At 54.8% G+C, this 12433-nt stretch carries 10 protein-coding genes; 5 read left to right on the top strand and 5 right to left on the bottom strand.

Annotation, left to right across the window (positions count from 1 at the left end; genetic code table 11):
* The first annotated feature begins 3 nt into the window (after positions 1 to 3).
* The 4 genes from HUN04_16845 (at position 4) to HUN04_16830 (ending at position 5601) form a co-directional block, all read left to right on the top strand.
* Positions 4 to 612, top strand: coding sequence for a TetR/AcrR family transcriptional regulator (locus tag HUN04_16845; GenBank protein ID WDP91274.1), 609 nt, complete (start codon positions 4 to 6; stop codon positions 610 to 612).
* 86 nt (positions 613 to 698) lie between these two features.
* On the top strand, positions 699 to 3287 hold the full coding sequence (locus HUN04_16840) for an MMPL family transporter (protein WDP91273.1): 2589 nt from the start codon (positions 699 to 701) through the stop codon (positions 3285 to 3287).
* 11 nt (positions 3288 to 3298) lie between these two features.
* Complete coding sequence (locus tag HUN04_16835) at positions 3299 to 4114, top strand: outer membrane lipoprotein-sorting protein (protein ID WDP91272.1); 816 nt, start codon at positions 3299 to 3301, stop codon at positions 4112 to 4114.
* Positions 4111 to 5601, top strand: coding sequence for a hypothetical protein (locus HUN04_16830; GenBank protein ID WDP91271.1), 1491 nt, complete (start codon positions 4111 to 4113; stop codon positions 5599 to 5601). The genes HUN04_16835 and HUN04_16830 overlap by 4 nt, the downstream gene beginning before the upstream one ends.
* A gap of 15 nt (positions 5602 to 5616) precedes the next feature.
* Here the strand turns inward: HUN04_16830 and raiA are convergent, their stop codons facing one another.
* On the bottom strand, positions 5617 to 6000 hold the full coding sequence (gene raiA / locus HUN04_16825; protein ID WDP91270.1) for a ribosome-associated translation inhibitor RaiA: 384 nt from the start codon (positions 5998 to 6000) through the stop codon (positions 5617 to 5619).
* 1065 nt (positions 6001 to 7065) lie between these two features.
* On the opposite strand from raiA, the gene HUN04_16820 reads away from it, so the two are divergent.
* Positions 7066 to 7785, top strand: coding sequence for an RNA pseudouridine synthase (locus tag HUN04_16820; protein WDP91269.1), 720 nt, complete (start codon positions 7066 to 7068; stop codon positions 7783 to 7785).
* On the opposite strand, the gene HUN04_16815 is transcribed toward HUN04_16820, so the two are convergent.
* The 4 genes from HUN04_16815 to HUN04_16800 all read right to left on the bottom strand — a co-directional run bounded on the left by HUN04_16815 (position 7772) and on the right by HUN04_16800 (position 11942).
* Positions 7772 to 8164 carry a YjbQ family protein gene (locus HUN04_16815; protein ID WDP91268.1) on the bottom strand — a complete coding sequence of 131 codons (393 nt, stop codon included), beginning with the start codon at positions 8162 to 8164 and terminating at the stop codon, positions 7772 to 7774. The genes HUN04_16820 and HUN04_16815 overlap by 14 nt on opposite strands.
* A 113-nt stretch (positions 8165 to 8277) precedes the next feature.
* Positions 8278 to 10278: a transketolase gene (tkt, locus tag HUN04_16810; GenBank protein ID WDP91267.1), complete on the bottom strand. Its 2001-nt coding sequence runs from the start codon at positions 10276 to 10278 to the stop codon at positions 8278 to 8280.
* Between the two features lie 30 nt (positions 10279 to 10308).
* Entirely contained in the window at positions 10309 to 11178 is an 870-nt protein-coding gene (locus HUN04_16805; GenBank protein ID WDP91266.1) for a radical SAM protein, read from the bottom strand.
* 113 nt (positions 11179 to 11291) lie between these two features.
* Positions 11292 to 11942, bottom strand: a complete 651-nt coding sequence (locus HUN04_16800; GenBank protein ID WDP91265.1) for a flagellar brake protein — start codon at positions 11940 to 11942, stop codon at positions 11292 to 11294.
* Positions 11943 to 12433 lie beyond the last annotated feature (491 nt).

The raw sequence follows: 12433 nt of genomic DNA, 5'->3' as shown, positions 1-12433 counted from the left end.
GAAATGGGAATTTCAGACAGAAAAGAACGAGACTTCAGGCGGCGGGAGGAAGCCATCCTCAGGGCCGCCTTCGACCTCTTTGCGGAAAAAGGCATCGACGCCGCCACCATTGAGATGATTGCAGAAAAGGCAGAAGTGGGCAAAGGCACCATCTACAAACACTTTACCGGGAAAAACGACATTTTTGCCTCAATTGTCATCACCCATGGCAAAGAACTGCTCTCCACCCTGAAAGGCATGGACCGCAGCCTGCCGGTGATGGCCAGGATCGAAACGATGATCCGGATCTTCTGGGATGCCCATACCCGTGACATGCAGGTATTTGAAGTGATCCGCAACTGCCACCGCCTGATGACGGTGGATACCCTGCCCCCGGAAATACTGGCCCAATACAATCGGCTCCAGGAACTGAAAAAGACCTTTGTCAGGGAATTATTCCAGCAGGCCATCAATGAAAGGATATTCAAGGATGCCGATGTGGAAAACATGATCGTGGCATCCATGGGATTGTACACGGGTATGCTGGATGTAACCCTTGAGGAGGATATCCGCCCAACGGAAGAGCTTTACGATATTCTCAAAAACATGATTTTTAAAGGATTTATGCGCTGATTCGTTCAGTGCTTTTTTAGGGCGGCATCGTGACTACCAGTCACATATAGACCGCCAGTCACTACCCCCTTAAAAGGACTAAGGATATGCCCACTCGCCTCATCAAAAAACTGGTGCTTGATTTCCCCATACCGGTGCTGGTGGTGCTGACACTGCTCACGGCAATGTCGGCATGGTATCTGCCGAAGCTGAAAACCGATCCCTCCCCCCGGCTGCTGGCCCCGGACCACGAAAGCCGGGTGGCGGCGGAGCGCCTGAGGGAGGAATATACCGGGGCCAACGACGGGATCATTGTTATGCTTTCCGTTGAAGGCACAGAAAATTCAACGGTATTCAACCCCAATACCCTGAAACGGGTGGCCGACCTCACACGGGCATTTGAGGCCATCACCCTGATCACCCAGGCGGACAGGGAGGCCCTGGCCTCAACTGCGGCCGGTGCCCCGGAACCCATCCGCTCCCAGGCCATGGACCTGGCCGGGCAACCGGTGGACGGGGAGACCTGGCTCCGGGTGGACGAACTCAGTGAAGCCCTCTCCTTTGCCGATCCCCCCCTGCCGGGCCTGGAAGCCCTTGTGAACCAATGGCCGGAGAAACTATCCCCGGTGAAAAAAGTCAGTTCCCTGGCCTCCACAGACAATATTCTGGCCCGGAACGGCCGCCTGGAAGTAGATCCCATTTATGAATCCGTCCCAGAGGATCCCCGGGAACTGGACCGGATTCAAACAGAGGTCACCGGCAACGAACTGTTCAAAAAGCTGCTGGTTTCCAACGGCAGCCAGAACACCAGTATCAATCTTGAGCTGGATCTTGATGTCAGCCAGACCGATGAGCGCTATCTGGTCTATGCCCAGGTGAAGACCTTGGTGGAATCAGAATTTCCGGGGCCGGAAACCCACTATATCGCAGGATTTCCTTCGGTCACCGCGGCCCTGGGCAAGGCCATGGAAGAGGACAGCAAAATCCTGTTCGTGGCCGTCACCCTTATTGTTCTCTCCTGCCTTTTTATCAATTTCAGGGGCATCAAGGGGGTGACCATGCCCCTGGCCGTGGTAATCCTCTCCCTGACCGTTACCCTGGGCACCATGTCGGCCCTGGCCATCCCCCTGAATATCATCACCATTTCCCTGCCCGTGTTTATCCTTTCCATCGGGGTGGCCGACGGCATCCATATGTTTTCGGAATACCGGGACCACCTCAGGGCCGGACAGGATAAAAAAGCGGCCATATCAAAGACCATGGACCACCTTACCCTGCCGGTGATCATGACCTCCCTGACCACGGCCGCCGCCTTTTATGCCATTTCCATCACCCGCATCGTCCAGCTCAAATACTGCGGCCTCTTTGTCTGTCTGGGCGCCCTGGTGGCCATGGTCTTTTCACTGCTTTTCATACCGGCGCTTCTGGCCATTCTTCCGGAGACAAAATGGACCGCCGGCAGGGCCAGGGGCCGCAGAAAGGCCTCCTTCATTACCCCACTGCTCACCGGCATCACCCGGCAGGTGATCCGGAAACCGGCCCTGGCCGCAGGCATGGGCACCCTGGTCATGGCCGTGTTCCTGGCAGGGGCCATGCGGGTTAAAGTGGACAACAATTCAGTTGCCTTTTTCAAGCCTCAATCCCCCATTTATATCTCTTCAGCAGCCATGAACCGGGACGGGGCCGGATCCGCCCGGCTCAACTTTCTGATTTCAGCACCGGGCAACGAACCCTTTAAATTACCGGCCAACCTTGCCTCGGTAAACGCCTTTGCGGACTTCCTCGAAGCCCAGCCCCAGGTGGGCAAAGTCACGGCCATCACCGGGCTGATCCGGCGGATCCACTATGTCCTCAACGACCAGGATCCGGACCAGGACCGCCTGCCCGCCGACCCTGGACGGGATCCCAAAGATACCAGCCTCATCGCCCAGGAACTGCTCCTCTATGAAAACGGAGGGGGAGACGCCCTCTCCGACTATGTGGACCAGGGATATACCAAAGTAAACCTCTCGGCCGTGCTCACCACCAATTCCTCCCGGGAGACCAAGCTGCTCACCGATAAGGCACGGGCCTGGGCTGCTGCCGGACTGCCTGGGCATCTTCGCCTTGAGGTCACGGGTACGGCCAGTGTGGAGGCCGCCACCACCCGGGAAATCGTTACCGGCCAGATCACCGGACTGACGGTATCGGTTCTGGTTGTCCTGGCCATGCTGTGCCTCACCTTCAGAAGCATCCCCTACACCCTTATCGCCATGGTTCCCCTGGTGGGCACCATTGTGATCAATTTCGGGGTCATGGGCTTTTTCAATATTCCCCTGGACATCGGGACGGCCATTATTTCCAGCGTGGTGATCGGCATCGGTGTGGATTACAGCATCCACTACCTCAGCCGCCTCAAGGCCAATCTGGCCTCCGGCATGGCATTCACCGAGGCCCTGGACAACACCGTGGCCCACTCGGGCAAGGCGATTTTATCCAATGCCGTCACCGTGGGCAGCGGATTTTTAGCCCTCTGGTTCGCCAGCCTCACCCCTTTGATTATTATGGGCTGGCTCATCACCCTGACCATGGTGGTGTCGGCCCTGGCCGCCCTGGTGCTGCTTCCGGTGCTGGCCTCATTCATATGCAGGACATCCCCTGCCCGCCCGGATACAGAATCCCTGCCGGTTTCACCCCCTAAACAGATGAACACTTAAAGGAGAAGATCATGAAAATTTTTAACATAATTTTCAGCCTTTGTATGACCTTAACCCTGGCCTGCCCCGCTCTGCATGCAGAACCCCTCACGGCGGGCCAGGTCATGGAGGCCGTGGACAACAGGGAAGACGGAAATACCCTGACGGCAGACACCAAGATGATCCTCATTAACAAAAACAAAAGCAAGCGGGTACGGGACATCAAAAATATCCGCAAGGATTACGGACCGGACAAAAAGGGAATTCTCTTTTTCCTCAGCCCCCAGGATGTCAGGAACACCGCCTATATGTCCTTTGACTGGGACGACCCGGCCAGGGAAGACGACTCATGGCTCTACCTGCCCGCCCTGGGCAAGGTCAAGCGCATCGCCGCCGGAGACAAGTCTTCGGCATTCATGGGATCGGATTTTTCCTACGCAGACATCAACGGCATGGAAATCAAGGACTGGGATTACACCTTTGCTAAAGAAAGCTTTGACCTTAAGGGAGTGGACACCTGGGTGATCTCAGGACGCCCCAAACCCGAAGCCAGGGAACGGGTGGCAGAGGAGACCGGCTATTCCAAAATTCTCCTCTGGGTCCGCAAGGATAACTTTGTTGTGGCCAAGGCCAAATACTGGGTGAACAAGGGGAAGAAAATAAAATTTTTCAAAGCCGATGACATTAAAACCATAGACGGGATATGGACCCCTCTCAAACTGACCATGGTTACCACGGCCAAGGGCAAGCCCGTCCATACCACCGTCCTGCTGGTTTCCAACGTGACCTATAACGCGCCTGTGTCGGACAATTATTTCACCCCCAGGCGCATGGAACAGGGATTATGATGGAAGTTAAAAAGCTGCTTTTCGCGGCCCTGGCCGTTTTTTTAATTTTGACCTGTCCCCTGGCGGCCAGGGCCTCGGATGCCGGAACAACAGGAAATTCTGAAATTTCAGATTCCGATTCGGGCAACGGCTTTGATGACAGCCTGGAAGAACACTTTGACGAGGACCTGGAAGACCCGTTTTCAGATGCCGATCTGATTTTGGAAGAAGAAAAAACAGCCCCCTCCCCCTTTTATATCGGGGGGTATGCAGAAATCGGCAGTGATATCGGGTTTAATAAATCAAAAAACAAACTATCCTCCATCAAGCCGGTCCTCTCCATTGAAACCGAATACAAGGCCGGAAAAAACAACAAACTCACAGCAGGATTCAGGGCCGGGGTTGAAACCGCTTACGCAATGACGGACAGGGAGGATCCAGGCCCCCAAAGCCAGGACGACAGAGAGTGGGAGTTCCTGCCCTGGAACATTTACCTGGACTCCCGGCTTTCCGACCATTTTTCCCTGCGGGCCGGCAACCAGATCATTGCCTGGGGAGAATCCAACTACGCCCGGGTGCTTGATGTACTCAATCCCCGGGACATGACCCGCCCCGGACTCATGGAACTGGAAGACGCGCGCATGCCGGTGCCGGCCCTCCGCCTCACCGCCCAGTACGGCAGCTTCAGTGCCGAGGCCGTCACCATCCACGGCAATCCCGGTGATAAACTTGCCGGCCTGGGATCGGATTTCGATGCATTCGCCGCCCTGAGGCAGCCCGGTGTCAGGATTCTCAACAAGGAGGAGGACAGGTTCTCGGCATCGCCTGAAGGGGCCGGCATCAAACTGACCCGGTCTTTTAACGGCGTGGATATAAGTCTTGCGGCCGCCCGTACCCACGACGGCACCCCCGTGCTCTCTTACCGGGGAATAGATGGTGGGGATCTGACCTTTGTTCCGGTGTTTGAAAAAATGACCACCCTGGGCGCTGCCGTCTCACTGGTCCGGGATGCCGCTTTGTTCAAGCTCGAAGGGGTATTCAGAAAGGACAGGGCCGTGCTGCGCAACGATGTCCAGTCGCAGGTCATGGCCCAGCTGGGGGCGGGCATACTCCAGCCCACCGTCCGGTCATGGGAAGACTGCGACCAGGTCGAGGCACTGGCAGGCATTGAATATACCAAGATCGACGACTTGAGGATACTGGCCGAGGGCACATGGCTGCGCACCCTGGGCCACGACAACTTCCTGGCCCAGCCCCGGGACCAGTATACCACCTATGTCCAGGCCACCTACGAGATGTGGAACGACACCCTCTCTTGGGACCTGTTCTGGGTATACTTCAACCCCGGCGACGGCCATATCCTCCGCCTCACCGGCGAATACGACCTCACCGACAACCTGCGATTCAAGGCCGGTATTGCCTTTTACGATGCCGGCAGTCCGGAAACGCGGATCTATCCCTACCGGGACATGGACCGGCTCTTTTTCGCCATTACTTATTTTTTTTAGAGTTTATTCCCCTGTTCAGGCCCTTTGTTCCCCCTGGATAAAGTCTTCTTCCAGATCAGGTGGGCCGAACAGGGCGGGGTCGGATTTGATGCTGGCCTTGTCTCCGGCCAGGTGGCGCCTCTGTTTTTCCTTTATCTTTTTTATCTGGAGCCTGACCTTGTCGGCCAGGGCGTCAATGGCAGCATACAGATTGTTTTCAGCCTCCTCCCTTGCATGAATTTTAATCTTGTCGCAGTTCAAATTAATATCTGCGATATGTCTCAACTTTTCGATGGACAATACGATATGAGCATCTGCCGGATGATCCAGCATCCTGTCCATTTTATCGAATTTTTCGTTAATGTGGGATTTAACGGCTTCTGAAGGGTCAATGTTTTTAAACATTACGGATACCTGCATAAACGCCTCCTGATAAAAGGTGGGTGATACGATTCATAGTAACACAGGCCCAACCATGAATCAACGCCATTAAAATCATCCCCTGGAAGGCCTGCCAGCAGCCTGAAATCCCCCCCCCGCCAAGGTCAAACATATGCCAAACAACCCCCGCCTAACCCTGCCCCAGCATCGGCAGGCTCCTGCGTCAAACTTCCGCCGTAACATTTTCAAACACCAAGACAATTCGCAAGACCGGGTCGGATCCCCCGGCAAGCGTCGGGTGATCAGCCTAAGAAAGCCTAATGCATCTACACGAAAATCCGTTAAACTCGGCTGGGGCCTCAGACAGACGGATTTTTTCGTTCCGGTGCATAAGGCGTTCTAAAGGCAGATCATTTTAACGCCCCTTGCCGGGGGATCCGACCCTCAGTGCCAAATTCGAACACCATCGTAAAACGAATGGAATTGTGGCACTGCGTCCAGGCCTTGGCGGGAAGGGGGACTCCGCGGCGTGGAGGGCGGCCGGCGCCAGGACGGCACAGACGGCCGCCCGATCGCTTCTCAGCGGGTCAGGACGACCCGCTGAGATTTAGCGGAGCCCCCCTTTCCGTTCAAGGCCGGGTTCATGTCCCTCTCTTTAAACCTTTCAGATAGAAACACTCTCAAGAAAAAAGCTTGCCAAAAATCCCAGAGTACGTTTATTCTCCAATTTAGTTTGTTGCTTTCAATAACTTTCAAATAGAGCGATAAATTTGGAAATCATTGATAAAATACTCATCATTTCCATCATCTTATTCAATTATTCTTTCTTAAGCATGTGGAAAATTCTATATGGCAGCTATTTTCCTCGCCCCACGTGGAAATGGGGTAAAGATATACAAAGATTGAAACTATTAACTTTAGCGGCTGATAGCCCCGAAATTCGGCAAAAATGTACAATAATTCTCTTTTTGGTTTACCTATCGATCCTAATGTTAGTTTCAGGTATTCTACTTGAGCACTTTTTATGAAACCGAATGCGGCACGCCTAAATCAAGCCGGCGAGCCCTTTTGACCCGGGCCGCAGAATCGGTTAAAATGCGGACCATGAAACAAAAGATAAATATCGTTCAAAGGGGAACGGGCTGGATTTGTGTTGAAAAACCCGGGGGAATCAGTGTTCACAATTCGCCGGGGAAAGATGTAATTTCCATTCTCGGGGCCAGGCCGGTATCCGGAATTCCTAAAAATGGCATTCTCCAGCCTGTCCACCGGCTGGACAAGGAAACCTGGGGCCTGTTGCTTCTGGCAACTGACCATGAGACATTGGCAAGGCTATCGGATCTCTTTGCCCGGGGCCGAGTTGTAAAGCGTTACAAGGCGCTGGTTCACGGAAATTTCGACCTGGCCCGGGAGGCCGGCGGCATTTGGGATATCCCCCTGTCAAAGGAGGCCGGAGGCAGAAAGGATCCCCGGGGAAGGGGAAAAAAGGTCAGGGCCGAAACCCGGTACCGGGTCATCGACCAGAGTCCCCACTATGCCCTTCTGGACATTGAACTGTTCACAGGGCGGAAGCACCAGATCCGCCGCCATGCCAAACTGGCCGGCCACCCCGTCACCGGAGACAGCCGGTATGGGTCCCCCAGGGCCATAAAATTTTTAAAGGAACAACGGGATTTCCATGCCATGGGGCTCCAGTCCTGTTACCTGGAATTTGAAGAAAACGGCAGACCGGTCACCATGGAACTCAGCGCTCTGCCCTCCCCCATGGAGCAGTTATTAAAGGAAGACCAGGAATCGAAAGCAGATCCCCCTAGCCTTCAATAATTTTCACATTCACCTTCCGGGTACGGGGGCCGTCAAACTCGCAGAAAAATATCCCCTGCCAGGTGCCCAGAACCAGTCTGCCGCCTTCCAGGGGGATGGTTTCCGATGGACCGAACAGGCTGACTTTTATGTGGGCTGCGGAATTGCCCTCCATGTGTTTGAAATTGTCGTCCCAGGGAATCACCCTGTTGATGCAGGAGAGGATATCCGCTTCCACGGCCGGATCCGCATTTTCATTGATGGTGACGGCGCCGGTGGTGTGCATGGAATAGACATGGACCAGCCCCTCTTTCACCCCCGAGGCCGTTACCGCCTCCCGGACCTGGGCGGTGACATCGATCATCTGGGTCCGGGCGTTGGTTTTGACTGAAAACTGCATGGTTTCCTCCTCTGTTCAAAGGGAACAAGTTAAAAGAAAGGCCGGTTCGGATCATCCGCAGATGCCCGGACCGGCCTTCTATCTCATCTTAACCGATACGTGGTCAGGCCGGGTTACAATTCCAGCGCTTTTTTCACGATATTTTCCGCGGAGAATCCAAACTCCTTGAGTACGGTGCCGCCGGGGGCGGAAGCGCCGAACCGGTCAATGCTGATGGTCTTGCCTTCATTGCCCACATATTTTTCCCAGCCCATGGAAATACCGGCTTCAACGGCCAGGCGTTTTTTAACGGACGGGGGCAGGATTCTTTCCTTATAGGGGGCCGGAGCCTTTTCAAACAGCTCCCAGGAGGGCAGGGAAACCACGGAGGCCTTGACATTGTGTTCCTTTTCCAGGATGGCGGCCGCTTCCACACAGATGTGGACCTCGGAGCCGGTGGCAATGAGAAGCATATCGGCGTCCTTGCCGGCATCCTTCACCGTGTATCCGCCCCATTCCGCATCCCCGTCTTTATAGGACATGTCCAGGGTGGGCAGTTTCTGGCGGCTGAGGATAAGAGCAGTGGGCCCGTCCATGGTGGTCAGGGCTTTTTTCCATGCCATGGCGGTTTCATTGGCATCGGCCGGCCGGATCACGTTGAGGCCGGGGATGGCCCGCAGGGACGCCACATGCTCAACGGGCTGGTGGGTGGGGCCGTCTTCGCCCACGGCAACGGAATCATGGGTGAATACGTAGATCAGGGGCAGCTTCATCAGGGAAGCGACCCGGATGGCACCCCGCATGTAATCGGCAAATACCAGGAAGGTGCCGCCGTAGGGGCGGACGCCGGAATGCAGGTACATGCCGCTCATGACGGCACCCATGGCGTGCTCCCGGACACCGAACCGGATGTTCCTGCCTGCCCAGGATTCCTTCTGGAAAACGTCTGAGCAGTTCAGGTAGGTCTTGTTGGAAGGTGCCAGGTCGGCGGACCCGCCCATGAGTACGGGCAGGTTCTTGGCAATGGCGTTAAGGACCTGGCCGGAAGCGGCACGGGTGGCCACGGGGCCGTCTTCGGTCTTAAACACGGGTACTTCACTGTCCCATCCCTTGGTCAGAAACCCTGAAACGGCATCAACGAAAAGCCCGGCCTCGTCGGCATAATCCGCCTTGTAGGCATCAAAGACATCCTGCCATTCATTTTCATATTGTTCGCCGTAGGCCAGGGCCTTGCGGGTACCTTCCAGCACCTCTTCCGGCACGTAAAAACGCTTGTCCTCGGGCAGGCCGTAGAATTTTTTAACCAGTTTGATCTCTTCTTCACCCAGGGGGGCGCCGTGGGCGTCCGGGGTGTCCTGCTTGTTGGGGCTGCCGTAGGCGATGTGGGTGGAGACCTTGACCAGCGAAGGCCGGCCCACGGCATCCTTGCCCGCCTGAATGGCCTTTTCAATGGCGGCCAGATCGTTGCCGTCTTCCACTTCCACCACATGCCAGTTCATGGCTTCAAACTTGGCGCGGGTGTTTTCGGTAAAGGTGATGCCGGTTTTTCCTTCAATGGTGATTTCATTGTCATCATAGATCACCACCAGCTTGCCCAGGCCCAGGTGGCCGGCCAGGGAAGCCGCTTCCAGGGCAACTCCTTCCATGAGGTCGCCGTCGCCGCAGATGGCAAAGGTGTGGTGGTTGATCAGTTCTTTGCCCTCTTTGTTGAACCGGGCGGCCAGATGGCGTTCGGCAATGGCCATGCCCACTGCGTTGGCAACACCCTGGCCCAGGGGGCCGGTGGTGGTCTCAACACCCGGGGTCTCGCCGAATTCAGGGTGGCCCGGGGTCTTGGAGCCCCACTGCCGGAAATTCTCAAGGTCTTCCAGCTCAAGGCCGTATCCGAACAGGTAGAGCATGCTGTAGAGCAGAGAAGAGGCATGGCCGCCGGAGAGGACAAAGCGGTCCCGGTCAATCCAAGAGGGGTTGGCGGGATTCTGCTTCAAAAAACGTTTGAACAATACATAGGCGGCCGGGGCCAGGCCCATGGGGGCGCCGGGGTGGCCGGAATTCGCCTTTTGAACGGCATCCATGCACAGGGCCCGGATGGTGTTAACGGTAAGTTGGTCAAGGGTGTTGGCATTATCAGCCATGGTTACGATCTCCTGTAAAAATTAAAAAAATTACAAGGCCCTCATGTATTCGGGTTTTAACGGAATTTTACCGTCAAGGGCCTGTGATATGAGTTCAAGGGTTTTTTCCTTATCCCGGGGAAGGCGCGCCCGGATAGGAAGATAATTGGATGCATGGTTGGCATGGAAGAGCCCGTCGGTAAGGGTGGTGGCGGCGAACATTGCCCCCAGTTCCGTGAGCATTTCCTCGGCACCGGGCAGTTCAAACTCACCGGCCTCGTACTGGTCGTGGAGTTCGGTACCCGGGATGAGCATCAGGCTCAGGGCCCCCACATAGTCGGGGTCCATGGCCGTGAGTACCCGGCCGGTCTCCCGGGCATGGTCCAAAGACCCTTCCCGGCCCCCCAGCCCCAGCAGCACGGTGACGGAAACCTTGATGCCGGACCGTTTCAGCTTTCGGCCCATGTCGATCATCTTTTGGGAATCCGCACCTTTACGGATCGCAGCAAGGACACGGTCATCACCGGACTCCAGTCCCATATAGGCGATTTTTACGCCCAGCGCCCTCAATTCGGCGAGTTCCTCATCGGTCTTCATCTTGATGCTTTTGGTGTTGGCATAGACCCCGATCCGTTCCACCCAGGGCAGGCGCTCTTTTATCCGTTTTAAAATAGGCACCAGTCTTTTCTGGGGAACGATCATGGCATCCCCGTCGCAGATGAACAGCCGGTTCTGGCGCCGGCAGTTTTCCCTTGCAAATTCAATATCCTCAAAGATCACATCATCTTTTTTGATATTGAACCGCTTGCCCCTGAAGGTCCCGCAAAAGGTGCATTTATTGTGGGAGCACCCCAGGGTCACCTGGAGCAAAATACTGTTGGCCTCGCTGGGGGGCCGGATAATCATCCCCTCATAGTGCATCGTGCATCCCCTAAAAAAGTCAAAAGCCTTTTTTAACAGGTATTGCTTAAAATTTCAATATCTTGATTTACCCCCAGGCGCCCGGAAACGGATCAAGGAAAACGGGGCGGGAATCAGACAAAGCCCTCAATGGAAAGAAGAAATTGCATCAGAGGGGTTAAAAATTCCGGGGTGGCATCCTGGAATTCCGCGCCGATGGACAGGGTTCCCCCTTCCCGCCGGGTATTCCTGACACAGGCCATGGCCCCGGCTTCTTCCGAGTATCCGGGAAACTTGCAGTACAGCCTCAAGAGATCCCCTTCCCTCAAGGGCGTTTTATCCTGGTGGATGAACTGGCAGCCCCTTTTGCTGATATCATTGACAATAATGGGAAAGTGAACCTTTTTGGCCTCCACCCTGCCGGGGATGACAACGGCCCTGCGCCGGTTGTTGCGCAGTTCCCGTTTCTGGACCACCCGGGGATATTCCAGGGCCAGGGCCCGGATGGGATCGGTGATCATCTCAATGACGCCGCTTTGGAAGGCATAGACCGACCCTTCATGAATGTATTTGACCACCATCCTGTTTCCCGGGAACAATTTGCTCTGGACGCTTTTATATTTTCTGGGCAGGGTAATCAACAGAAACTCGTCCTTGAGCAGCCCAATAAATATGCTGGTCACAGAAAAGGTCACCCCGTCGATCTCAAGAAACACCTTTGTGCCGATGTCAATATAAATCCCCTGGGATTTGTTCAGTTCAAGCAGGCCTTCCAATTCATTCATAACTACTTTCCTTTTCCGGGTCTTTCATGATGGAATAAAAAATTAGATTATAAATTTAAGTATTGGGTCACCTGAGTTTTGTCAAGGGAAAAGCCGTGGCTTTACAGGGTTTAAAGCGATTTAATCATATCCTGCATCTTCCCGGTAAGAATATTCCATACCCAATTTCAGGGGCACCATGGGCGAAATCCCCCATGAAACGGGCCCCACCCGGCCGTAAAAAATAGGCAGGCAGCCCTTGGACACGGTCCGGTGACATTCTCCTTGCAATTGCCCCATATTCGTGTAAGATACGCGCCTTACATACAAGTAAAATGCAGATTCCCTGTCGGGATATTAATTCTTTCAGGTCGTCCTCGCTGACCGCGTTGTCTGACACACATCGTTCGTTACCGTTGATATTTTTGCGGATTACTTAACAGTGGAAACCGTATGAAGAATTTGTTGGAAACGACGCCTGTCATATCCTTATCATTGATAATGATCCATCA

Origin of the sequence: Desulfobacter sp. (assembly GCA_028768525.1) — a bacterium.
Lineage (GTDB): Bacteria > Desulfobacterota > Desulfobacteria > Desulfobacterales > Desulfobacteraceae > Desulfobacter.
This window is presented reverse-complemented; position numbering and strand designations above follow the sequence as displayed.